The following is a 22029-nucleotide window of genomic DNA, read 5'->3' as shown; positions in this document are numbered from 1 at the left end:
CGGGGTTGACGGCCGGTCGGCTGACGCCGGGTCTCCGGTCAGTCGTCGGAGGGCAGGTCGAGGACGAGCTGCCGGGCGTCGGCGAAGGCGGGCGGGGTGCCGGTGAGGTCGGCGAGGGTGGTGATCGCGACGGCGTCGACGTCGGTGAGCCAGTTGCTGGTCTTGGACTGGACGGTCACGGTCCGGGTCTGTTCGGTGCCGTCGCAGACCACCTGGCCGGGGTCGGTGCGGGTGGAGCCGAAGGCGATGGTGGCGGGGTCGTCGGGGTCGGTCTGCTCGACGGAGGTGGTGAGGGCGAGGGGGCCGTCGCCGGGGGCGCAGGTGTAGGTCAGGTCGACCTCGACCCGGCTGGGGATCTTCGGGTCGATGGCCATGCCGCTGATCGCGATGACGGTGGGGGCGTCGGCCGGGTCGGGGTCGCTGTCGGCCGCGGCGGCGGGCGCGAGGGCCAGGCCCAGGGCGAGCGCGGTCAGGGCGGCGGGGAGGTGGAGCTGCACGGCGGGGCCCTTTCGGACGGGGGAGGTTTCTCCGACTGTCCGTCAGCCCCGCTGCCCGGGCGAGCGGTCGCCGCCGTGCGGGTGTCGCTGCCGCGGGGGTGTCACCCGGGCCGGTAGGGCAGTTCGATCTCGGCCCAGACGACCTTGCCGTGCTTGGTGGGGCGGGTGCCCCAGCGGTGGGCGAGTTCGCTGACCAGGTGGATGCCGCGGCCGCCCTCGTCCTCCTCGGCGGAGCTGCGCAGCCGGGGCGGCTGGCCGCCGGCGTCGGAGACCTCCAGGGTGAGGGTGCGGTCGCGGAACAGTCGCAGCCGGCGGGGGGCGTCGGCGTGCAGCAGGGCGTTGGTGACGAGTTCGCTGACCACGAGTTCGGCGTAGTCGGTGAGGGTGGACAGGCCCCAGCTGTCGAGGGTGGCGCGGGTGAAGCGGCGGGCGCGGGCGGGCAGCGGGCCCTCGTTGGGGAGCAGCAGGGTGGCGATGCGGTCGGCCGGCACCGGGAGCACCCGGGCCATGATCATCGCGATGTCGTCCTCGGTGCCGTCGGTGACGAGGGCGGAGAGGGCGGCGTCGCAGCTCTCCTCCAGGGTGCGGCCGGGGGCGGCGAGGGTGCGGGCGAGCAGGTCGATGCCTTCGTCGATGTCGCGGCCGCGGCGTTCGACGAGGCCGTCGGTGTAGAGGGCGAAGGTGGAGCCGGCGGGCAGGGTGAACTCGGTGGACTCGAAGGCGCCGCCGCCGATGCCGAGCGGGACGCCGGGCGGCAGGTGCATGACGTGGGCGGTGCCGTCGGGGTCGACCCGGACGGGTGGGAGGTGGCCGGCGGAGGCGATCACCACGCTGCGGTCGACGGGGTCGTAGACGGCGCACACGCAGGTGGCGAACTGGCCGTCGCCGATCGCGGACGCGGTCTCGTCGAGGCGGCCGAGGACCTGTTCGGGCGGCAGGTCGAGGGTGGCCAGGGTGCGGGCGACGGTGCGCAGCTGGCCCATGGTGGCGGCGGCCCGGATGCCGTGGCCCATCACGTCGCCGACCACCAGGGCGACCCGTCCGCAGGACAGCGGGACCACGTCGAACCAGTCGCCGCCGACTTCGCTGACCACGCTGGACGGCAGGTAGCGGTGGGCGATCTCCAGGCCCAGGGTGCGGTGGATCTCCTGCGGGAGCAGGCTGCGCTGGAGGGTGAGGGCGGTCTCGCGTTCGCGCCGGTAGAGCCGGGCGTTGTCGATGGCGAGGGCGGTGCGGGCGACGAGCTCCTCGGCGAGCGAGACGTCGGCGGCGCTGAACGGGTCGGGGTTGCGGGTGCGGATGAACTCGGCGCCGCCGAGCACCATGCCGCGGGCGATCAGCGGCAGCAGCAGGTAGGAGTGGATGCCGGCGGCGATGCCGGGGGCGACCCGGTCCTCGCTGGGGACGATGCCGCGCAGCACCTCCTCGTCGACGTGCGGTTTGAGCAGCGGGCGGCCGCTGCGCAGGCACTGGGTGTAGGTGCGTTCGGCGCCGTACTCGGTGGTGCCGCCGACCTGGTCGGCGGCGCCGGTCAGGCTGGAGCCGTAGGCCTCTCCGACGGCGAGGGCGCGGACCTGGACGGGCTTGCCGGGCTGGATGGGGGCGGGCTCCTCGCCGCGGACGACGGGTTCGAGCAGGTCGACGGTGGCGAAGTCGGCGAACCGGGGGATGACGGCCTCGACCAGTTCCTCGGCGGTGCGCTGCAGGTCGAGGGTGGTGCCGATGCGGGCGCTGGCGGAGGCGAGCAGGGCGAGGCGCTCCTGGGCGCGGGCGGCGCGGGCCTCGGCCTGGAAGCGTTCGGTGACGTCGATGATGGAGGAGGAGACGCCGAGCACCTGGCCGGTGGAGTCCTCCAGCCGGAAGTAGGACGCGGACCAGGCCCGGTCGCGGCGCGGGTCGCCGGGGACGCGGCCGTGCGAGCGGGCGTCCACGACGGGTTTGCCGGTGGTGAGCACCTGCCGCATGACGGCTTCGATCTCGGCGGCGTTGATGCCGGGCAGCACGGTGGTGATCCGCCGGCCGAGGTGCTGTTCGACGGTGAGGCCGTTGATCCGGGCGAGGGCCTCGTTGAGGCGGACGAAGCGCAGGTCGGTGTCGTAGACGGCGAGGCCGATCGGCGACTGGTTGAAGAAGCCGTCGAAGACGGCCAGGTCGGATTCGACCTGGCGCAGGGCGTGCACGTCGGAGGCGGTGACCAGCAGCAGGGTGCGGCCGTCGGGCCCGGCGACGGGGTAGGTGTGGAACTCCAGTTCGGCGGTGGAGCCGTCGCGTCGGCGGACCGGATGGGTGCCGGACCAGCCGCGGCCGGCGAGGAGCTTGTCGAGCAGTCGCTCTCCGGCGTCCACGCCGTCGTCGGCCAGCAGCAGCCGGGCGGGGTGCTCGCCGAGGGCCTCCCGGGCGGTCCAGCCGGTGAGGGCCTCGGCCTCCTCGCTCCAGTGCAGGATGCGGCCGTCGTCCTGGACCAGCGCGGTGGCCAGCGGGACCAGGCGGTGCCCGGCCAGGCGCGCGGAAGCGGCGCCCGCCGCGTCCCGGCCGGGCGTGTGTTCGAATCCGTGCGTGCTCAGTTGGCCACCTGCCCGGTACCTTCCCCGGTTCTGCCGGTCGTTCCGGCTTCCACCAGACTGCATGGCCCGTCGCGCGCCTGCGACTGGTGGTCGTGCGGGCGATGTGACCGAAGGTGAGAGTGTCCTCGATGCGGGCCTTTCGGGGCAAGGGGAAGACGGTGATCTGCCGGTGGTCGTCGCCGGTCAGGGCGCTGCGGGGGCGCCTCCCCCGGCGAGGGCGGCGTCCAGCAGCCGGGACCACTGGCGGACGATGCCGGCCCGGCGCGGCCCGTCGTCGGTGAGCAGGTTCGCCAGCCCGAGGCCGCGGGCGAGGTCCAGCGTCGCCTGGACGGTCTCGCGGACGCCGGCGGCGCTCTCGTCGGCGCCGAGGCAGCCGACCGCGGCGCGGTGGGCCTCCCGGCCGACGTGGTTCTCCAGGCTGACGATGCGCTCGCGCAGCGGCTCCTCGGTGGCGGCGGCGACCCACAGGTGCAGGGCGGCCCGGAACAGCGGGCCGGTGTAGAGCCGGACGATCATCTCGACGACCGCCTCGGTGCGTTCCGGCCCGGGCGGCGGCAGTTCCCGGACGTGGGCCAGGACGGCGGCGAGGCGTTCGGCGGCGACGTGTTCGACGGCGGCGGTGAACAGGTCCTCGCGGGTGCGGAAGTGGTGCTGGGCGGCGCCGCGGGTGACGCCGGCCCGTTCCGCGACCACGGCGACGGTGGAGCCGTTCCAGCCGACGTCGGCCAGGCACTCCACCGCCGCCTCCAGCAGCCGGCGGCGGGTGGCGCGGCTGCGGTCCTGCTGGGGGGCGCGGGCGGCGGGGGTGCTGGTCGTCATCGGCGGCTCCTGCTCGCTGGGCGGTCTGCGCGGTCCGATCCTCGCAGACGCTCAGCGGCTCGCGGCGCGGGCCCGCAGTTCGCGGCGCAGGATCTTGCCGCTGGCGGACTTCGGGACGGCGTCCAGGAACTCCACCTCGCGCACCTTCTTGTAGGGGGCGACCCGGCGGGCCACGTACTCGATGACCTCCTGCTCGGCGAGTTCGCAGCCGAAGGCGGGCACCACGTACGCCTTGGGGCGTTCGGTGCCGTCGGCGTCGGTGACGCCGATCACGGCGGCGTCGGCGATGGACGGGTGGGTGAGCAGTAGGGCCTCGAGTTCGGCGGGGGCGACCTGGTAGCCCTTGTACTTGATGAGCTCCTTGACCCGGTCGACGACGTACAGGTAGCCGTCCTGGTCGACGTGGCCGACGTCGCCGGTGTGCAGCCAGCCGTCGGGGTCGATGGTGGCGGCGGTCTCGGAGTCGCGGCCGAAGTAGCCCTTCATCACCTGGGGGCCGCGGAACAGCAGTTCGCCGTCCTCGCCGGGGCCGAGGTCGCGGCGCGGCTCGTCGAAGGAGAGCACCCGCAGTTCGGTGCCGGGGACGAGGCGGCCGACGGTGCCGACGGGCGGGTGGGGCTCGTGCGGCGGGACGACGTGGGTGACCGGGGAGAGTTCGGTCATGCCGTAGCCCTGGAGCAGGTGCGGCAGGCCGAGGCGGCGGGCGCAGGCGGCGGCGAGTCCGGCGTCCAGCGGGGCGGCGGCACTGATCACGTAGCGGACCGAGGACAGGTCGAAGCGGTCCACCAGGGGGTGCTTGGCGAGGGCGAGGGCGATCGGCGGGGCCACGTACACGGCCTCGATGCGGTGGTCCTGAATGGCCGTCAGGAACTGCTCCAGGTCGAAGCGGGGCAGCACGACGACGGTGGAGCGGGCCCGCAGCGGGCGGTTGAGCAGGGCGGTGAGGCCGTAGATGTGGAAGAACGGGAGGACCGCCAGGACGCGTTCGCCGGGGGTGGTCTTCAGCAGGGCGTCGACCTGGGCGAGGTTGGTGGAGACCGACCGGTGGGTGAGCATCACGCCCTTGGGCAGGCCGGTGGTGCCGCTGGAGTACGGCAGCACGGCGAGGTCGGTGGCCGGGTCGAGGTCGGGTTCGGGTTCGGGGGCGTCGGTGGCGGCGAGGTCGGTCAGCGAGCGGTGGCCGTCGGCCCGGTCGCAGACGAAGACCTCGACGACCGGGTGTCCGGCGGCGGCCTCCAGCGCGACCGGCAGGAACGCGGCGACGGTGATGATCCAGCGGGCGCCGGAGTCGCGGAGCTGGCCGGCGAGTTCGCCGGCGGTGGCGAGCGAGCTGACCGGGGTGACGGTGGCGCCGGTGCGGGTGGTGCCGTAGAACGCCAGCGGGTAGGCGACCGAGTTGGGGCTGAACAGGGCCACCACCTCGCCCTTGCCGACGCCTGCCGCGGCCAGGCCGGCGGCGATCCGGCGGCTGCCCGCGTCCAGTTCGCGGTAGCTGACGGTCCGTCCGGTGAGGGCGTCGACCAGGGCGGGGCGGTCGGCGTGCTCGCCGGTGGCGCAGTCGCCGAGGACGGCGTCGTGGATGGGCCGGTCGAGCGGGGCGACGGTCGGGTAGTCGCTGTGGAACACCATGCGGGCCTCCGGGGCGGGCTCGGCGGTCGGGGTGGTGGCGCTGGACTTGTTCCTTCGCGGTGCGGCTGCGCTGTGCTGTTGCCGGTCGGTGGTGCGGTTGTGCGCTGCTGTGGCTCGGTGGTGCGTGCCGCTGGCCCAGGCTGCCCGGCCCGGGAGGGGCGCGGGCAGGGCGCGTGGCGGGCTTACGGGGTCGCGCGGCCGCGGTACTGGCGGTCGATCAGGTCGAGCAGCCGGGCGTGGGAGTCCGGGTCGGCGGCGGCCAGCAGGCCGCCCTCGCCGCTGTGCACGGGGCGGCCGCGCAGGTCGGTGACGGTGCAGCCGGCCGCCTCGCAGAGCGCCAGGCCGGCGGCGAAGTGCACGCTGTCGGCCAGCTGCCCGTCGGTGACGTACGCGGCCCGCCGGCCGGCGGCGACCCAGGCGACGGCCAGTGTGCTGGAGACCACCCGGGGCCGGAACGCGGCCTCGAAGTCGGGGTCGGTGAGCAGGTGGGCGGCGCGGAACGCGGCGGCGTTCGGGTACGGCGGGTCGAGGTTGAGGTCGACCAGGGCGGATTCGGCGGACGGGGCGAGCGGGGTGTCCTGGCCGTGGCGGCGGACGTACGCGTGCGCGCCGTCGGTCCAGAAGGTCTCCGCGGTGTACGGGTCGGAGGTGGCGGCGGCGACCGTCCGGCCGTGTTCGCGCAGGGCGACGTTGACGGCCACCAGGTGGGTGCCGACGGCGTAGTTGAGGGTGCCGCACAGCGGGTCGACCAGCCATCGCCGGTGGGCGTCGGCGGCGCCGGTGCGGCCGCTCTCTTCGGCGGTGAAGGCGTCGCCGGGGCGGGCGGCGCGCAGCAGGTCGAGGATGGCGGCCTCGGCGGCGAGGTCGGCGGCGGTGGCGAAGTCGCCGCCGCCCTTGTGGTGCTTCTCGGCGGTGGTCCAGGCGTGGGCGCGGACGGCTTCGGCGCCGGCCTCGGCGGCGCGGAGGGCGAGCGCGGCGTCGGTGTCCAGGTGCGGGGCGTCGTCGGGGTGGCCGTTCGACGCGTGCATGATCGTCATGGCGGGAGCGTAGCCTCCGGCACCGGTGCGGTCCGATGATCCGGCGAATCGGGTCGCGCACCGGCGCACGGAGACCTCCTGTCGGGGTGTCAGTAGGAGCGCGGCAGGCCCAGGGTGTGCTGGGCGACGTAGTTGAGGATCATCTCGCGGCTGACCGGGGCGACCCGGCCGACCCGGGTGGCGGTGATCAGCGCGGCGAGGCCGTACTCCTGGGTGAGGCCGTTGCCGCCGAGGGTCTGCACGGCCTGGTCGACGGCGCGGCAGGAGGCCTCGCCCGCCGCGTACTTGGCCATGTTGGCGGCCTCGCCGGCGGCCAGGTCGTCGCCCGCGTCGTAGAGGTGGGCGGCCTTCTGGGTCATCAGGCGGGCGAGTTCGACCTCGATGGCGCACTGGGCGAGCGGGTGGGCGATGCCCTGGTGGGCGCCGATCGGGCGGTCCCAGACGGTGCGGGTGCGGGCGTAGCCGACGGCGGTGTCGAGCGCGTAGCGGGCGATGCCGAGGGTGAACGCGGCGGTCATGATCCGCTCGGGGTTGAGGCCGGCGAACAGTTGCAGCAGGCCGGCGTCCTCGTCGCCGACCAGGGCGTCGGCGGGCAGCCGGACGTCGTCCAGGAACACCTGGAACTGCTGTTCGGGGGCGGTGAGTTCCATCGGGATGGGGCGGTACTCGAAGCCGGGGGTGTCGCGCGGGACGACGAACAGGGCGGGCTTGAGCTTTCCGGTGCGGGCGTCCTCGGTGCGGCCGACGAACAGGACGGCGTCGGCGTGGTCGATGCCGGAGACGAACACCTTGCGGCCGCTGAGCAGCCAGTCCCGGCCGTCGCGGCGGGCGACGGTGCCGATCCGGTGCGAGTTGGAGCCCGCGTCGGGTTCGGTGATGCCGAACGCCATCACGGTGCTGCCGTCGGCGAGGCCGGGCAGCCAGCGCCGCTTCTGCTCCTCGGTGCCGAACCGGGCGATGACGGTGCCGCAGATCGCGGGCGACACGATCAGCATCAGCAGCGGGCAGCCGGCCGCGCCCAACTCCTCCAGCACGACGGCGAGTTCGCTGATCCCCGCGCCCCCGCCGCCGTACTCGGCGGGCAGGTTGACGCCGAGGTAGCCCAACTTGGCGGCCTCGGACCAGAGTTCTTCGACGGGCTGGTGGGCGCGGGCCTTGCGCTGGAAGTACTCGCGGCCGTAGCGGCGGCCGAGCGCGGCGACGGCGTCGCGCAGGGCGCGGCGGTCCTCGGACTCGATCAGCGGGGAGGCGGGCAGGGCGGTGGTGCGCGGTGCGGACATCGGGGGTCCTTCCGGGCCGGGGGTGGTGGGGTGCGCGGGCGGTCCGTGGCGTCAGGAGGCGGTGACCACGGCGAGGACGGCGCCGGTCTCGACCTGTCGGCCGACGGTGACCGGGAGTTCGGCGAGGGTGCCGTCGGCGGGCGCGGTGACCTGGTGCTCCATCTTCATCGCCTCCAGCCACAGCAGCGGCTGGCCGGCGGTGACCTGCTGTCCGGGTTCGGCGGCGATCCGGACGACGGTGCCGGGCATCGGGGCGAGCAGCGTGCCGGGGGCCACCTGGGCGGCGGGGTCGGGGAACCGGTCGAGCACGGTCAGGGCGTGGTGCTCGGTCGGGCCGTCCACGTGGACCCGGTCGCCGTACCGGGCGATCCGGTAGCGGCGGCGCAGCGGTCCGACCGCGAGGTCGACGGACTCCGGTGTGCTGCCGAGGAGTTGGACGTCCGGGTGGTCCTCGGCCAGCAGACCGTCGCGGGTGAGGCGGTAGCGGACGTCGAGTTCGGCGCCGTCGGCGGTGCGGTAGCGCTTGTGCTGCGGCTGGGACGGCAGGTTGCGCCAGCCGGACGGGACGGCGCCGGTGCGGCGGGCGGCGGCGTCGGCGAGGGCCGCGGCGAGGGCGGCCAAGGGTGCGGACTTGGCGTCCTGGCCGAGGAGTTGGTCGGCGTGTTCGGTGAGGAAGGCGGTGTGCACGGCGCCGTCCAGGAAGGCGGGGTGACGCAGGGCGCGGACCAGCAGTTCGCGGTTGGTGGCGGGGCCGTGCAGGCGGGTGCGGGCGAGGGCGTCGGCGAGCCGGCGGGCGGCGGCGCGGCGGGTGGGGGCCCAGGCGACGAGCTTGGCGATCATCGGGTCGTAGTGGACGGTGATCCGGTCCTCGCCGCCGGTGCCGGTGCTGTCGCCGATGCCGGCGTCCAGGCGCAGGCCGGCGGGTGCCGGGTGGGTGCCGAACTCGACGTCCACGCCGGGGACTTCGAGCAGGTGGACGGTGCCGGTGGCGGGCTGCCAGTCGCGGGCGGGGTCCTCCGCGTACAGCCGGGCCTCGATCGCGCAGCCGTCGGTGGGCGGCGCGGCGGCGGGGAGTTTCTCGCCCTCGGCGACGGCGAGTTGGAGGGCGACCAGGTCGAGTCCGGTGACGGCTTCGGTGACCGGGTGTTCGACCTGGAGGCGGGTGTTCATCTCCAGGAAGGCGAGCCGCCCGTCGGGGGCGAGCAGGAACTCGGCGGTGCCGGCGCCGCGGTAGCCGATGGCGCGGGCGGCGGCGGTGGCGGCGGTGTGCAGGCGGGTGCGCAGGTCGGGGTCGAGGCCGGGTGCCGGGGCCTCCTCGATCACCTTCTGGTGGCGGCGCTGCAGCGAGCAGTCGCGGTCGCCGACGGCCCACACGGTGCCGTGCGCGTCGGCCAGCAGCTGGACCTCCAGGTGGCGGCCGGTGGGCAGGTAGGGCTCGCAGAACACCTCGTCGTCGCCGAACGCGGCGGCCGCCTCGGCCCGGGCGGCGGCCAGCGCGCCGGGCAGTTCGGCGAGGGTGCGCACCACGCGCATGCCGCGTCCGCCGCCGCCGGCCGCGGCCTTGACCAGCAGCGGCAGGTCGGCCTCGGTCGGCTCGGCGCCGACGGTGAGGACGGGGACGCCGGCGGCGGCCATCAGGCGTTTGGCGGCGGTCTTGGAGCCCATGGCGGCGATCGCGGCGGGCGGCGGGCCGACCCAGAGCAGCCCCGCGTCCTGCACGGCGCGCGCGAACTCGGCGTTCTCGGACAGGAATCCGTAGCCGGGGTGGACGGCGTCGGCGCCCGCGTCGAGGGCGGCGCGGATCAGCAGGTCGGCGCGCAGGTAGGTGTCGGCGGGTGCGGTGCCGGGCAGTCGGACGGCGGTGTCGGCCTCCCGGGTGTGCCGGGCGTCGGCGTCCGGGTCGGCGTACACGGCGACGGTGGCGATGCCGAGGGTGCGGCAGGTGCGGAAGATCCGGCGGGCGATCTCGCCGCGGTTGGCCACCAGCAGGGAGGTGATCATCCGTCAGTTCGCTTTCTTCGGTGGGCTGGTGCTACATCCGGAAGACGCCGTAGCCGCGGGCGCCCTCGACCGGTCCGCTGTGGATCGCGGAGAGGCAGATCCCGAGCACGGTCCGGGTGTCGCGCGGGTCGATCACCCCGTCGTCGTAGAGCCGGCCGGAGAGGAAGGCGGGCAGCGACTCGGCCTCGATCTGCTGCTCGACCACGGCGCGGATCGCGGCGTCGGCGTCCTCGTCGTACGGCTGGCCCTTGGCGGCGGCGGACTGGCGGGCCACGATCGAGAGCACGCCGGCCAGTTGCTGCGGGCCCATGACGGCGGACTTGGCGCTGGGCCAGGCGAACAGGAAGCGCGGGTCGTAGGCGCGCCCGCACATGCCGTAGTGCCCGGCGCCGTAGGAGGCGCCCATCAGGACCGAGATGTGCGGGACGGTGCTGTTCGACACCGCGTTGATCATCATCGCGCCGTGCTTGATGATGCCGCCCTGCTCGTAGTCCCGGCCGACCATGTAGCCGGTGGTGTTGTGCAGGAACAGCAGCGGCCGGTCGCGCTGGTTGGCGAGCTGGATGAACTGGGCGGCTTTCTGCGACTCCTGGCTGAACAGCACGCCCTGCGCGTTCGCCAGGACGCCGACCGGGTAGCCGTGGACGGTGGCCCAGCCGGTGGCCAGGCTGCTGCCGTACAGCGGTTTGAACTCGTCGAATTCGGAGCCGTCGGCGATCCGGGCGATCACCTCGCGCGGGTCGAACGGCGCCTTCAGGTCGCCGGGGACGATGCCCAGCAGCTCGTCCTCGTCGTACTTCGGCGGCTCGCACCAGGGGAAGGGCTGCGGGCCGGACTTGCGCCAGTGCAGGCGGTGCACGGCGCGGCGGGCCAGCCGCAGCGCGTCGGGCTCGTCGAGGGCGAGCTGGTCGGCGAGGCCGGAGGTGCGGGCGTGCATCGCGGCGCCGCCGAGGGACTCGTCGTCGGACTCCTCGCCGGTGGCCATCTTCACCAGCGGCGGCCCGCCGAGGAACACCTTGGCCCGCTCCTTGACCATGATCACGTGGTCGGACATGCCGGGCACGTACGCCCCGCCCGCCGTGGAGTTGCCGAACACCACGGCGACGGTGGGGATTCCGGCGGCCGAGAGCCTGGTGAGGTCGCGGAACAGCGCGCCGCCCGGGATGAAGATCTCCTTCTGGCTGGGCAGGTCCGCGCCGCCCGACTCCACCAGGTTGATCAGCGGCAGCCGGTTGCGCAGCGCGATCTCGTTGGCCCGCAGCGCCTTGCGCAGCGTCCACGGGTTCGACGAACCGCCGCGCACCGTGGGGTCGTTGGCGGTGATCACGCACTCGGTGCCGGCGACGGTGCCGATCCCGGTGACCAGCGAGGCGCCGACCGGGTAGTCGCTCCCCCAGGCGGCCAGCGGCGAGAGTTCCAGGAAGGCCGAGTCCGGGTCGAGCAGCAGCTCGATCCGTTCGCGGGCCAGCAGCTTGCCCCGACTGCGGTGCCGTTCCACGTACTTGGGCCCGCCGCCGGCCAGCGCCCTGGCGTGCTCGGCGTCCAGTGCGGCGAGTCGCTCCAGCATGGCGGCGCGGTTGGCGGTGTACTCGGCCGCGCCGGTGTCCAGCCGGCTGGGCAGTACGGTCACAGCAGTGCCTCCGGGATGTCGACGTGCCGGGAGCGCAGCCACTCCCCCAGCGCTTTGGCCTGCGGGTCGAACCGGGCCTGGGCGGCCACTCCTTCGCCGAGCAGGCCGCGGATGGTGAAGTTCACCGCGCGCAGGTTCGGCAGCAGGTGTCGTTCGATGGTCAACGGCGCTGTCTCCGGCAGGAGTTCGCGCAGCCGGTCGGTGGTGAGGGTGTGCGCGAGCCAGCGCCATCCGGCCTCGCTGCGGGCCCACACGCCGAGGTTGGCGTCACCGCCCTTGTCGCCGCTGCGGGCGCCGGCGACCAGGCCGAGCGGGGCCCGGCGGGTCGGGCCCCGGTCCGGCGCGGGAGGCAGTTGCGCCTCGCCCGGCGCGACGGGGTCCGCCGGCCGCGGCTCGGGCCGGACGGTGACGCGCCCGCCGCCCGGCAGGTGGGCCAGCTGCTCGATCTGCTTGGCGTCCAACTCCCGTGCTTCGAAGACGCCGTAGGGTGCGGCCGGGCCGGGCGGCGCGGTCAGGTGGAAGCCGGGGTAGCCGGCCAGGCCGAGTTCGACGGCGGCGGCGGTGAGGGCCCGGCCGACCTTGGCCTCCTGCGGGTCGCGGGCGGTGACGCGGAGCAGCGCAGCTGCGCGTTCCTCGGTGTCGGCGTCGGGGTGGTCGGTGCGGGCCAGGGTCCACCGCAGCTCGGCCGGCGGGTCGGTCAGGGCTCCGGTCAACTGCCGTTGCACGAAGGCCGCTTTGGCCTCGATGTCGAGTCCGGTGAGGACGAACACCAGCTCGTTGCGGTAGCCGCCGAGCCGGTTCAGGCCGACCTTGAGGGTGTCCGGCGGGGCCTCGCCGCGCACTCCGTCGATCCGCACCCGGTCGGGGCCGTCCTGAGTGAGCGTCACGGTGTCCAGCCGGGCGGTGACGTCGGGTCCCAGGTAGCGCGGTCCGCCGGTCTCGTAGAGGAGTTGGGCGGTGACGGTCTCGACGTTCACCACGCCGCCGGTGCCCGGGTGCTTGGTGATCACGCTGCTGCCGTCGGCGTGCAGTTCGGCGAGCGGGAAGCCCGGGTGGTCGAGGGCCTGGCCGTGCTCGGCGAAGAAGGCGTAGTTCCCGCCGGTGGCCTGTGCCCCGCACTCCAGTACGTGCCCGGCGACCACGGCCCCGGCGAGGGCGTCCAGGTCGGCGGGCGTCCACCCGTGGTGCGCGATGCCGGGCCCGGCGACCAGTGCGGCGTCGGTGACCCGGCCCGTCACCACGACGTCCGCCCCCGCGCGCAGGCACTCGGCGATGCCGAACGCCCCCAGGTACGCGTTGGCGGCCAGCAGCGGGCGGCGCGGGTCCTCGCCGGTCCAGCCGAACTCGGCGGCGCGGGGCAGCAGTTCGTCACCGGTGACGTGTCCGATCCGGGCCCGGACGCCCTGCCGGTCGGCGAGCTCGCCGAGCGCCTCGGCGAGGCGGGCCGGGTTGAGGCCGCCCGCGTTGACGACGATCCGCACGCCGCGGTCGACGGCTTCCGCGAGGCACTCCTCGGCCTGCCGCAGGAAGGTCCGCGCGTAGCCGAGGCGCGGGTCGCGCAGGCGGTCCCGGGCCAGGATCAGCATCGTCAACTCGGCCAGGTAGTCGCCGGTGAGGACGTCCAGCGGGCCGCCGGTCAGCATCTCGCGGAACGCCGCGAACCTGTCCCCGTAGAACCCCGAAGCATTGCCGATCCGCAGCACGGCACCTCCCCAACTCCCAGCCGACAACGCGCCGTTCGCCCCGGGCCGGGGCGTGCCGCGGATCGGGCCGCGACCGAGCCTGGCATCCGCCCGCCGACAAATCAAGCACGCGTGCTGGTTTTTCGCCGACACCCGACCGGCCGGCGGACCTTCGGCCGGCGGCTCTTGCCGGCCGGCGCCCTCAGCAGCAGCGGCCCTCCGCGGTGGCCGCGGCGAAGTCCCCGGCCGCCAGCGCCTTCACCGGGATCGTGAAGTACAGCGAGCCCGCGTCGCCCCAGCCCCAGCCGAGCTCGACGTCCTCGGCGAGTTGGAGCAGGTGGACCGCGGGGCCGTCGGCGTCACGGCTGGTGACCGCGGAGGCGTACGAGGTGTCCGGCCAGCCGAAGGCGCAGTGCCGGCCCGCGGTGTTGCCGTCGAGGTCGTCCAGTTCGGCCAGGATGAGCGAGGTCGCGCCCCAGTGGACGTCCGGGTCGAAGGCGACGTCGCCGTCCTCGACGTCCCAGCAGTCCGGCAGCATGGTCGACTCGGCGGCGTGGACCGGGCGGGCCGGGTAGCTCCTGGCCGGTGCGGGAGCCGCCGCCTCGACGGCGCGGGCCGGGTCGGCGGAGACCACCCGGTACATCAGCGGGCTGGACGTGTCGAGCCTCCGGTAGTCCTCGTACGGCAGGTCCGGGTCGAGGTGGAAGAAGTTCAGCAGGCCCGGGCGGGTGGGCAGTTCGCTGCCGAGCCAGGGGGCGAGGGCGTCGGTGTCGAGGACGGCGAGCGGGGACAGCGGGACGCCGTCGAGCTCCGGCCAGGGGGTGCCGGGTTCGAGCAGGGCGGGGCCGCCGAGCCGGCAGCGGCCGGTGGCCGGGGCGCCGTGCGCGGCGGGCTCCAGCCGGAAGCCGCGGCGGGCCATGGCCGCGAACTGCGGGCCGGCCCGATCCCCGAGGCGTTCGAGGCAGACGCGGGACAGTTCGGCGGGGTCGGCGAATTCCATGCGGGCATCGTCCCAGCCGCCGCCGACGGCCGGAGAAGTCGGCGCCGCCGTCGGCCTCCGGCGGGAGCCGTCCTCCGGTTCGCCCCCGGGACGGTCACCAGGTGTGCCAAGCTGGTTGCCGAACGTGAGCATCCCGGGGTCACGGTCGCCCGCCGATCGGTCGGGTGCGTCGTCGCGGTGGAGGAACGATGGTCGGCGGAACGGTACTTGAGCGGTTCGTGGGCGCGGTGAACGCCAAGGACCGTGCGGGCATGGCCGATTGCCTGGCCGAGGAGGTCCACCACGAGGAGCCCGCGCTGGGCTGGGACCTGCACGGGCGGGACGAGGTCCTGGCCACCATGGAGACCGGCCTCGCCTCGGTCGACAGCGTCATGGCGGTCGAGGAGGTCATCGTCGCCGGCGACCGCGAGGTCCTCGCCTACCGGGCGACGGCGACCGTCCTGGAGTCGTTGCACGGCGGCTGGCCCGCCGGGACGGTCGGGCGGACGTTCGTCGTCCGCGGGGTCGCCGTCGCGCGGATCGACGAGGACGGGCGGATCGGCCACGTCGTCTTCCACTACGACCTGGCCGGGATCCTCGCGCAGCTGGGCGTCCTGTCCGTCGCCGCCTGAAGGCCCCCGCCCGCCACAGATCGGAGCACCTGGTGAACCTGGCACGCCACCGTACCGGAACGGCCGCCGGCCACGCCGTGGTGCTGGGCGCGGGCATCGCCGGCCTGTGCGCCGCCCGGGCCCTGTCCGAGGTGTTCGACCGGGTCACCCTGGTCGAACGGGACACCCTCGCCGGCGACGGCGCTCCCCGGCGCGGCGTCCCGCAGGGCGCGCACGTGCACTCGCTGACGGTCCGTGGGGCGGCCGTCCTGGAGGAGTTCTTCCCCGGCTTCGTCGACCGGCTCGCCGCCGACGGCGCCGCGGTCGTCACCGCGCTGAGCGAGGTCGAGATCGTGTTCTTCGGCTCCCTGCTGCACAAGGTGCCCGTGGGCACGGTGCTCCAGGCCGGCCGCCCGTTCCTGGAGGACCGGCTGCGGGAAGCGGTCCGCGCGGTCCCCCGCATCACCGTGCTGGACGGCCGGGAGGCGATCGCCCCGCTCGCCACGACCGGCAACGACCGGGTGGTGGGCGTCCGGCTGGCCCGCCCGGGCCTGCCCGGGTCCACCGAGGACGTGGACGCCGACCTCGTCGTGGACGCCATGGGACGGGCCGGCCGCGGCGCGGCCTGGCTCGAAGCCCTGGGCTACCGGAAGCCCGCCGAGCAGCGCCTGCGCGTGGACGTCGCCTACGCGAGCCGCCGCTACCTGGTCCCGCCGGGCGCCGCCGGCCCCGACCACGCCCTGCTCGTCGGCGCCACCCCCGCGCGCCCCCGCGGCCTGGTCCTCACCCGGCAGGAGAACGACCTCTGGGTGCTCTCGCTGTACGGCTTCGGCCGCCCCGACCACCCGCCCACCGAGCCGGGCGAATTCCTGCGCTTCGCAGCGGAGTTGGCGTCCGGCCCGATCTGGGAGGCGCTCCGGCGGGCCGAACCGGTCACCGACGTCGCCGCGTTCGGGTACCCCCACTCGCTGCGCCGGCACTACCACCGGCTGCGGCGCCTGCCGGACGGGCTGATCTCCACCGGCGACGCGATCTGCAGCCTCAACCCGATCTACGGGGCGGGCATGACGGTCGCCGCGCTGCAGGCCGCCGCCCTGCGCGAGTGCCTCGCCGACGGCACCCGGGACCTGCCCCGGCGCTTCTACCGGTCCGCGGCGAAGGCACTGCGACTGCCCTGGCTGTTCTCCACCCTGGCCGACCGGTCCATGCCCCAGGTCCCCGGCACCCGGCCGGCGTTCGCGGCCCTGCTGGGGAAGTCCTTCCGGGCGACGATGCGGGCCGCCGCGACCGACCCCGAGGTCGCCGCCGCGGTCTGGAACGCCGTGAGCCTCACCGCCTCCCCCGCGGCGCTGGCCCGGCCGCGCGTCGTCGCCGCGACGCTGCGCAACTGGCCGCGCGGCTCGGAGAGGTGATGTTCCGTCGGTCCTGCGTGGATGTCCGCCGGTTTCGCCGCGGTCTCGGGCATGCTGGGCCTGCTGAGCGACGACGACCCGGGTGGAGAGCGCATGTCGAACATTCCTGCTGGTCTGCGGTTCGCCGAGTCCCACGAATGGGCCCGGCCGGAGGCCGACGGCACGGTGACGGTCGGAATCAGCGACCACGCCCAACGCGCGCTGGGCGACGTGGTGTTCGTCGAGCTGGCCGAGGTCGGCAAGGTCCTCGCGGCGGGCGATCCGGCGGGCGTCGTCGAGTCGGTCAAGGCCGCGTCGGACTACTACGCGCCGGTCGGCGGCGAGGTGGTCGCCGTCAACGAGGAGCTGAACGACAGCCCGGAACTCCTCAACGAGGACCCCTACGACGCCTGGATCCTCAGGCTGCGGCCGTCCGACACGTCCGAACTCGACAAGCTCCTCGACGCCGCCGGCTACCGGGCCGTCATCGGCGAGTAGCACCCGGACCGCGGCTTCGTCCGGTCCGGTCGACCGTCCCCGGGGGCAGTCGGGCAGACTCTCCCGCATGGGAACGGATCTGACGGTGCGTCGGGCGGGCGTCGAGGATGCGCGGGTGCTGGCCGAGTTGCGGTGGGCGTTCAAGCGGGAGGACCACGAGGGGCCGGTGCCGGCGGAGCGGCCGGTGGCGGAGGCGGAGGAGTGGTTGCGGAAGCGGCTCCGGGGCGGCCCCTGGCGCGCGTGGGTGGCGGAGCGTGACGGCGCGGTCTGCGGGCACGTGTTCCTCCACCTGGTGGAGCGGGTGCCGGAGCCGTTCGCGGACAACGATCCGCTGGGGTACGTGACCAACTTCTACGTCGCGCCGCCGTTCCGGAACCGGGGCGCCGGCGCGGCGCTGCTCGCGGCCGTCGACGGGTACGCGAAGGGCGCGGGGCTGAACACGCTGATCGTCTGGCCGTCGGAACGCAGCGCCCCGCTCTACCGCCGCGCCGGGTTCCGGGCCCCGGAGGAGCTGTTGGAGCGTCCGGTGAGCCCGTAGCGTTGGCCCGGTGACCAGTGACCTGCCCTCCGCCCCCGTCGTGATCGACCACGACCCGTCGTGGCCGGCGCGCGCCGCCGCCCTCGTCGACGAGCTCCGTTCGGATCTCTCGCCGCTGCCGCTGTACGTCGAGCACATCGGCAGCACCGCGATCCCGGGGATGGCGGCGAAGCCGGTGTTCGACCTGCAGATCACCGTGACGGACCTGCACGAGGCGGAGTGCGCGTTCGACCGGCCGCTGGCGGAGAAGGGGTTCCGGCGGTCGGTGTACCGGCACGACCACGTCCCGGCGGGCGTCGCGGACGACCGCGAGCGGTGGGTGAAGCGGCTGTGGACGCGGCGCGGACCGGCGGGCGCGGACTGCAACCTGCACGTACGGCTGCTCGGTTCGCCGAACGAGCGGCTGGCGCTGCTGTTCCGCGACTGGTTCCGGGCGCACCCCGAGGCGGTGCCCGGCTACGGCCGGTTCAAGTCGGTGCTCGCCGGCGCCGTCCAGGACGTCGACACCTACGCGGACGTCAAGGATCCGGTGGTCGATCTCGTCGTCACGGTCGCCGAGGCGTGGGCCGCGTCAACCGGGTGGACGCCGCACGCCGGGGCCGACTGACCTGCCCGCAGCCCCGTCCACCGTGCCCGTCCGGGCAGTTGCTGCCTGACCGGAACGCCGACGCGTCCGCACCCGCTTCGAGCCCGCCTTCGCCCGCGCGGGGCGCCGCAGGTCTCCGGGACCGCCGGCGGAAGAACGACGGCCTGCGCCACGTGGTGCAGAGCGTGATCCTGCCTGGCCTGCCGCTACCGTCTGCAGTGGCCCTCAGTACCTCGGGCCGCCGCCCCGGTTCTGGCTCACGCCGCTGGCGAGGTACAGGTTCCCGTCCGAGTCCAGGATCGCGATGACCGTCTTCGTGGTGCCGTGGCAGTCCACCTCCAGGTTGGTGTTGATGGACAGCTCGATGCTCCGGGGCAGAGTGTGCGAGGACGACGATTCCCTGGAGGGTGGCTGCTTTTGGTCCTGGGTGGCCTGATCCGTGCCGGCGGCTCTTCGTGCCCCGCCGGCGGACGAGGCTGCGGGCCCCGGGCCTCCCGGTCCCACGTCAGGCGTGCTGCCCGGTTGCACCGTCCGGCACTGCGGATGGGCGGCTACCGCAAGAGGGAGGTTCTGACTCCGGTGGGAGCACGGAGAACGCCGACCCGACCGGCTGTTGCTCGTCCGACGGCGCGGCATCGCCGTCCGCTGCGCGAAGACCGCCGCCACCACCGGGCCGGACTCCGCCTCGCCGGAATCCTCCTCCGGTCCGCCCGCCGATCCGAACGGAACTGCCCGGCCGCCGTGTCGTCTCGGTGCGGACGGGCGGGACGGGGCCAGGCTGGCGGCCATGACCCTCAGCACGCCCCGCACCGCGCCGCTCACCGCCCCGCTGCTCGCGGCCGTGCTGCTCACCGCCTGCGCGGCGACGGTGCCGGCGTCCGGGGCGGGTCCCGCCGGCGCGACCGTCTCCGCGGCGGCCACCGGGGGCCCGGCCGCGACCGCGGCCTTCCGGCGGCTGGAGCAGCGGTTCGGCACCCGTCTGGGCGTGTACGTGCGGGACACCGGCTCCGGCCGGGAGGTCGCCCACCGGGCGGACGAGCGGTTCGCGTTCGCCTCCGCGTCCAAGGCCCTGGCCGGCGGTGCGCTGCTGCGCCGCGTCTTCGATGCCGACCTGGAGCGGGTGGTGACGTACCGTCAGCAGGACGTGCTGGCGTGGGCGCCGGTCACCTCTCAGCACGTGGCCACCGTGATGACGCTGCGCGACCTGCTGGCCGCCTCCCTGGACCACAGCGACAACACCGCGGCCGACCTCGTCACGGCCGAGGTCGGCGGCCCGGCGGCCGTGCAACAGGCCCTGCGCGAGCTCGGCGATGCCACCACCGACGTCAGCCGCACCGAGCCGGCCCTCGACGAGGCCGTCCCCGCGACCGGCGGGACACCAGCACGCCCAGCGTCCTCGCGGACGACCTGCGGCAGTACGTCCTCGGCGACGTCCTGCCGCCCGCGCGGCGGCAGTTGCTCACCGACCTGGTGCTCGCCAACACCACCGGCGGCCGGTACGTCCGGGCGGGCGTGCCCGCCGGGTGGAAGGTCGCCGACCGGACCGGAAACGGCGGCTGCGGCACCCGCAACGACATCGCCGTCGCCTGGCCGGGCGGCGGCCGCAGGCCGCTGGTCGTCGCCGTCCTCCCCGACCGCGGCCGATCGGACGCCGCCTCGGACGACGCCCTGCTCGCCGAGGCCACGAGGGCCGCCCTCGAAGCGCTCGACGGGCCGTCCGCCTGACGTTCCCTCAACCCGCCGGAGGACGTGTCCCCGGCGCGACGGCCGGGCCGGTCAGTCGAGGCAGAACTCGTTGCCCTCGACGTCCTGCATGACCTGGCAGGACTCGTTGTGTTCGTCGGCGAGGAGTAGTGGGCCGCGGGTGGCGCCGAGGGCGACGAGGCGGGTGCACTCGGCTTCGAGGGCCGCGAGGCGCTCCGCGCCGACCAGGCCGGTGCCGACCCGGATGTCGAGGTGGACGCGGTTCTTGACGACCTTTCCCTCGGGGACGCGCTGGAAGTACATGCGCGGGCCGACGCCCTCGGGGTCGGCGGCCGTGAACCAGGCGCCGCGCTCCTCGGGGGCCAGCGACTCGGTGTACGCCTCCCAGGTGTCGAACTCCGCGGGCGGCTGCGGGGGAACGTACCCGAGCGCCTCGCACCAGAAGCGACCGACCCGCTCCGGCTCGGCGCAGTCGAAGGTGACCTGGAACTTCTTGACCGATGGCATCGCGCCACGATAGCAAAGTGAATCTTGGCCGCCAGGGAATTTGTTCGACGGCCCGGCGGAACGGGGCGGCGTGCACCCGTGGGACGTCGGCCCGCGCGCGCCGGAGCTCCGGCGGCCGGAACCGCCGCCGGGTCGCGGGCCCGCGGACCACGGCGGAGAGGGTCGGCGACCGCACCGGCCCGGCCCGGCTGCGCGCCCACGCCGCCGACCCGGACGGCGGGTCGGAGGCGCAGCTGCGTCGGAGGCGTCACCTGCGCGGCCACCTGCTCCGGCTGGTCGAGGGCCGCGAGCCGGGACCGGGCGCGCCGCTGCCGCGGGCTCCGACGCGGCTGGCCGGAGCCCGCCTGTCGGCGGGGCGTGTGATGCTGCGCCGCATGGGAGCACTGTTCGGCTACTTCGCCGCTGCTGACGATGACGACGCCCTGCGGGCGGTCGTCCGGGACGACGAGCTCTTCGGGGCGGAGTACGACGAGACGGTGGTGAAGGGACTGGATCCGCTGCTGGCGCTCGGCCGCGCCGAGGAGTTGCTGACGGGGCGGTCGGCCCTCGAACTCCGGGCGGATCCGCGCTGCGGGGGCCTGGTCGGGACCGCCGAGGACGGCGAGGTGCTGGTGCTCTCGCTGTCGGACGCGCTCCGGGACGCCGCCGCGCGCAGCGCGGAGGACACGCTGTCCGGGGTCGCGGCGCGCTGGGCGGCGACCGAAGGGCTGTTCCACGATCCGGCGGATCCGGAGCACCTCGTCGAGTTCCTCCGGGAGTTGGCCGCACTCGCGTCGCGGGCGACGGCCCGGGGCGCGCGGCTGTACTGCTGGGTCTGCCCGTGACGCGGCGGCGGGTAGGGTCGCGTCCCATGACGGTCGATGCGGTGTTGCGCGGTGCGGTCGCCTTCCCGGGCGGGCGCGATGTGGTCATCGGGTTCGGGTTCGAGGGGCGCGGCGGCGCCCGCCGGGTGCTGCGGCGGGACGGGGACCGGCTCTCGGTGTTCGAGCTGGACGCGGTGTTCGACGGCCGGACGGAGCCGTTCGCCGACTTCCCGGTGCCGTGGCCGGGTTGGACGTACGGAGCGCATTCGACCAGCCCGGACGGCGGGTTCGCGGCGTTCTCGGGACAGCGCGCGGTCCGGGCCGTGAACCGTGACGGCACGACCCGGTGGGAGTACCGGCACTCCTGCTGGGGCCCGCTGGTGGGCCATCCGCACAGCGGCGACGAGCAGGAGGTGTGCGAGGGCTCCGAGCACGGCTCCTGCCGGGTCTCGGACGACGGCCGCGTGGTGTGGGCGCACGTCCCGGTGACCGGCCCCGAGGACGGGGACTACGCCGAGGCGTGGGTGGTGCTGGACGCCGACGACGGCCGGGAGTTGGCCCGGGTGGACCTGGAGTGCGTCGCCGCCGGCTCGCACCAACTGTCGCACCCGGACGGCGGCCACCTGGGCCTGTGCGTCGGGATGGGCCAGGACGGCATCGGCCTGTACTGGGCCCGCTGGGACGGCTCGCGCCTGCACGACGTCCGGCTGGAGGAGGACGGCGAGCGCATCCTGACGGACGTCCATCCGGACCGCGCCGCGTACCTGACGGTCCAGCACGACGGCTGGGACGTCCAGCTCCACGCCCTCGACGGGACGCTCCTGGCCGAGGGCGCCCCGCTGCCGTCCGCCGACCCGGACGAACCCGCCTGCTGGGACTGGTACTGCGGCTTCGTCGACCCGCACACCGTCCTCGCCTCCACCCTGGACTGCGACGACGACCACGGCGCCCACTGGCTCCTCGACGCCGCCACCCTCACCCCCCGCACCACCGTCGGCTACCCCGCCGGCCGCACCCCGGGCTACGCCCGCCCCCTCGGCGACGGCACCTGGCTGACCTTCGACCACCGGACCTCCCTCCTCCAACGCTGGTCGGCCGCGAAGGAGCGCTGACCTCCCACCGGCCTGTCGGGGGCCGGTGGCATGCTCCGCCCCATGCTTCGGATGACGACGGAACGCGGGCTGTCGCTGCGCGACCCGGGCCCGGGGACACTGGGCCGGCAGGTGGCGCACCTGCGGTGCGGCGATCCGTTCCGGCCCGGACGAGCACTGTC

The 22029-nt window shown here is 74.8% G+C and carries 19 protein-coding genes and 1 pseudogene; 8 read left to right on the top strand and 12 right to left on the bottom strand.

The window, feature by feature from the left end; translation table 11 throughout:
* Positions 1-38: 38 nt before the first annotated feature.
* The 10 genes from ACFV1L_RS21700 to ACFV1L_RS21655 form a co-directional block, all read right to left on the bottom strand.
* The gene (locus tag ACFV1L_RS21700) at positions 39-497 is read right to left on the bottom strand and encodes a hypothetical protein (protein ID WP_380368078.1); all 459 of its coding nucleotides are present in this window, start codon (positions 495-497) and stop codon (positions 39-41) included.
* 101 nt (positions 498-598) lie between these two features.
* On the bottom strand, positions 599-3124 hold the full coding sequence (locus tag ACFV1L_RS21695; RefSeq protein WP_380368076.1) for a SpoIIE family protein phosphatase: 2526 nt from the start codon (positions 3122-3124) through the stop codon (positions 599-601).
* 120 nt (positions 3125-3244) lie between these two features.
* Positions 3245-3880 (bottom strand): TetR/AcrR family transcriptional regulator, encoded by a 636-nt coding sequence (locus ACFV1L_RS21690; RefSeq protein ID WP_380368074.1) that lies wholly within the window; start codon positions 3878-3880, stop codon positions 3245-3247.
* 51 nt (positions 3881-3931) lie between these two features.
* On the bottom strand, positions 3932-5509 hold the full coding sequence (locus tag ACFV1L_RS21685) for an AMP-binding protein (protein WP_380368072.1): 1578 nt from the start codon (positions 5507-5509) through the stop codon (positions 3932-3934).
* Between the two features lie 182 nt (positions 5510-5691).
* Positions 5692-6546 carry an inositol monophosphatase family protein gene (locus ACFV1L_RS21680; RefSeq protein WP_380368070.1) on the bottom strand — a complete coding sequence of 285 codons (855 nt, stop codon included), beginning with the start codon at positions 6544-6546 and terminating at the stop codon, positions 5692-5694.
* Between the two features lie 89 nt (positions 6547-6635).
* Complete coding sequence (locus ACFV1L_RS21675) at positions 6636-7826, bottom strand: acyl-CoA dehydrogenase family protein (RefSeq protein WP_380368069.1); 1191 nt, start codon at positions 7824-7826, stop codon at positions 6636-6638.
* Positions 7827-7877: 51 nt separating this feature from the next.
* On the bottom strand, positions 7878-9827 hold the full coding sequence (locus ACFV1L_RS21670; protein WP_380368068.1) for an acetyl/propionyl/methylcrotonyl-CoA carboxylase subunit alpha: 1950 nt from the start codon (positions 9825-9827) through the stop codon (positions 7878-7880).
* Between the two features lie 31 nt (positions 9828-9858).
* Positions 9859-11457 (bottom strand): acyl-CoA carboxylase subunit beta, encoded by a 1599-nt coding sequence (locus ACFV1L_RS21665; RefSeq protein ID WP_380368066.1) that lies wholly within the window; start codon positions 11455-11457, stop codon positions 9859-9861.
* Positions 11454-13160, bottom strand: a complete 1707-nt coding sequence (locus tag ACFV1L_RS21660) for an acyclic terpene utilization AtuA family protein (RefSeq protein ID WP_380368064.1) — start codon at positions 13158-13160, stop codon at positions 11454-11456. The genes ACFV1L_RS21665 and ACFV1L_RS21660 overlap by 4 nt, the downstream gene beginning before the upstream one ends.
* Positions 13161-13341: 181 nt before the next feature.
* A complete protein-coding gene (locus ACFV1L_RS21655; protein WP_380368062.1) occupies positions 13342-14139 on the bottom strand; it encodes a DUF1963 domain-containing protein in 798 nt (265 codons plus the stop codon).
* Between the two features lie 188 nt (positions 14140-14327).
* Between ACFV1L_RS21655 and ACFV1L_RS21650 the strand changes: the two genes are divergently transcribed.
* The 5 genes from ACFV1L_RS21650 (at position 14328) to ACFV1L_RS21630 (ending at position 17763) form a co-directional block, all read left to right on the top strand.
* Positions 14328-14750 carry a nuclear transport factor 2 family protein gene (locus ACFV1L_RS21650; protein WP_380368060.1) on the top strand — a complete coding sequence of 141 codons (423 nt, stop codon included), beginning with the start codon at positions 14328-14330 and terminating at the stop codon, positions 14748-14750.
* Between the two features lie 32 nt (positions 14751-14782).
* Positions 14783-16141: an FAD-dependent oxidoreductase gene (locus tag ACFV1L_RS21645; RefSeq protein ID WP_380368058.1), complete on the top strand. Its 1359-nt coding sequence runs from the start codon at positions 14783-14785 to the stop codon at positions 16139-16141.
* A 93-nt stretch (positions 16142-16234) separates the two neighbouring features.
* The gene (gcvH, locus tag ACFV1L_RS21640) at positions 16235-16618 is read left to right on the top strand and encodes a glycine cleavage system protein GcvH (RefSeq protein ID WP_380368109.1); all 384 of its coding nucleotides are present in this window, start codon (positions 16235-16237) and stop codon (positions 16616-16618) included.
* Positions 16619-16685: 67 nt separating this feature from the next.
* A complete protein-coding gene (locus tag ACFV1L_RS21635) occupies positions 16686-17156 on the top strand; it encodes a GNAT family N-acetyltransferase (RefSeq protein WP_380368056.1) in 471 nt (156 codons plus the stop codon).
* Positions 17157-17166: 10 nt separating this feature from the next.
* Positions 17167-17763 carry a GrpB family protein gene (locus ACFV1L_RS21630; RefSeq protein WP_380368055.1) on the top strand — a complete coding sequence of 199 codons (597 nt, stop codon included), beginning with the start codon at positions 17167-17169 and terminating at the stop codon, positions 17761-17763.
* Between the two features lie 204 nt (positions 17764-17967).
* Here ACFV1L_RS21630 and ACFV1L_RS21625 read toward each other — a convergent pair whose 3' ends face one another.
* On the bottom strand, positions 17968-18378 hold the full coding sequence (locus ACFV1L_RS21625; RefSeq protein ID WP_380368107.1) for a DUF6342 family protein: 411 nt from the start codon (positions 18376-18378) through the stop codon (positions 17968-17970).
* Between the two features lie 151 nt (positions 18379-18529).
* Between ACFV1L_RS21625 and bla the strand changes: the two are divergent.
* A pseudogene (bla, locus tag ACFV1L_RS21620) lies at positions 18530-19467 on the top strand (class A beta-lactamase).
* A gap of 51 nt (positions 19468-19518) precedes the next feature.
* Here bla and ACFV1L_RS21615 read toward each other — a convergent pair.
* Complete coding sequence (locus ACFV1L_RS21615; protein WP_380368054.1) at positions 19519-19953, bottom strand: VOC family protein; 435 nt, start codon at positions 19951-19953, stop codon at positions 19519-19521.
* A 374-nt stretch (positions 19954-20327) separates the two neighbouring features.
* On the opposite strand from ACFV1L_RS21615, the gene ACFV1L_RS21610 reads away from it, so the two are divergent.
* Together ACFV1L_RS21610 and ACFV1L_RS21605 are read left to right on the top strand one after the other, a co-directional pair.
* Positions 20328-20777, top strand: coding sequence for a hypothetical protein (locus ACFV1L_RS21610; protein WP_380368053.1), 450 nt, complete (start codon positions 20328-20330; stop codon positions 20775-20777).
* Positions 20778-20803: 26 nt separating this feature from the next.
* On the top strand, positions 20804-21868 hold the full coding sequence (locus ACFV1L_RS21605) for a hypothetical protein (protein WP_380368052.1): 1065 nt from the start codon (positions 20804-20806) through the stop codon (positions 21866-21868).
* Positions 21869-22029: the final 161 nt, after the last annotated feature.

The organism is Kitasatospora sp. NPDC059646 (genome assembly GCF_042734615.1).
Taxonomy (GTDB): Bacteria; Actinomycetota; Actinomycetes; order Streptomycetales; family Streptomycetaceae; genus Kitasatospora.
The sequence above is the reverse complement of the archived record's forward strand: the minus strand, read 5'-3'. Positions and strand labels throughout refer to the sequence as shown.

Coding starts and splice junctions, on each gene's coding strand:
- ACFV1L_RS21695 (WP_380368076.1), bottom strand. CDS start 3,124: ATGCAGTCTGGTGGAAGCCGGAACGACCGGCAGAACCGGGGAAGGTAC.
- ACFV1L_RS21690 (WP_380368074.1), bottom strand. CDS start 3,880: ATGACGACCAGCACCCCCGCCGCCCGCGCCCCCCAGCAGGACCGCAGC.
- ACFV1L_RS21685 (WP_380368072.1), bottom strand. CDS start 5,509: ATGGTGTTCCACAGCGACTACCCGACCGTCGCCCCGCTCGACCGGCCC.
- ACFV1L_RS21680 (WP_380368070.1), bottom strand. CDS start 6,546: ATGACGATCATGCACGCGTCGAACGGCCACCCCGACGACGCCCCGCAC.
- ACFV1L_RS21675 (WP_380368069.1), bottom strand. CDS start 7,826: ATGTCCGCACCGCGCACCACCGCCCTGCCCGCCTCCCCGCTGATCGAG.
- ACFV1L_RS21670 (WP_380368068.1), bottom strand. CDS start 9,827: ATGATCACCTCCCTGCTGGTGGCCAACCGCGGCGAGATCGCCCGCCGG.
- ACFV1L_RS21655 (WP_380368062.1), bottom strand. CDS start 14,139: ATGGAATTCGCCGACCCCGCCGAACTGTCCCGCGTCTGCCTCGAACGC.
- ACFV1L_RS21650 (WP_380368060.1), top strand. CDS start 14,328: ATGGTCGGCGGAACGGTACTTGAGCGGTTCGTGGGCGCGGTGAACGCC.
- gcvH (WP_380368109.1), top strand. CDS start 16,235: ATGTCGAACATTCCTGCTGGTCTGCGGTTCGCCGAGTCCCACGAATGG.
- ACFV1L_RS21635 (WP_380368056.1), top strand. CDS start 16,686: ATGGGAACGGATCTGACGGTGCGTCGGGCGGGCGTCGAGGATGCGCGG.
- ACFV1L_RS21625 (WP_380368107.1), bottom strand. CDS start 18,378: ATGCCGCGCCGTCGGACGAGCAACAGCCGGTCGGGTCGGCGTTCTCCG.
- ACFV1L_RS21615 (WP_380368054.1), bottom strand. CDS start 19,953: ATGCCATCGGTCAAGAAGTTCCAGGTCACCTTCGACTGCGCCGAGCCG.
- ACFV1L_RS21610 (WP_380368053.1), top strand. CDS start 20,328: ATGGGAGCACTGTTCGGCTACTTCGCCGCTGCTGACGATGACGACGCC.
- ACFV1L_RS21605 (WP_380368052.1), top strand. CDS start 20,804: ATGACGGTCGATGCGGTGTTGCGCGGTGCGGTCGCCTTCCCGGGCGGG.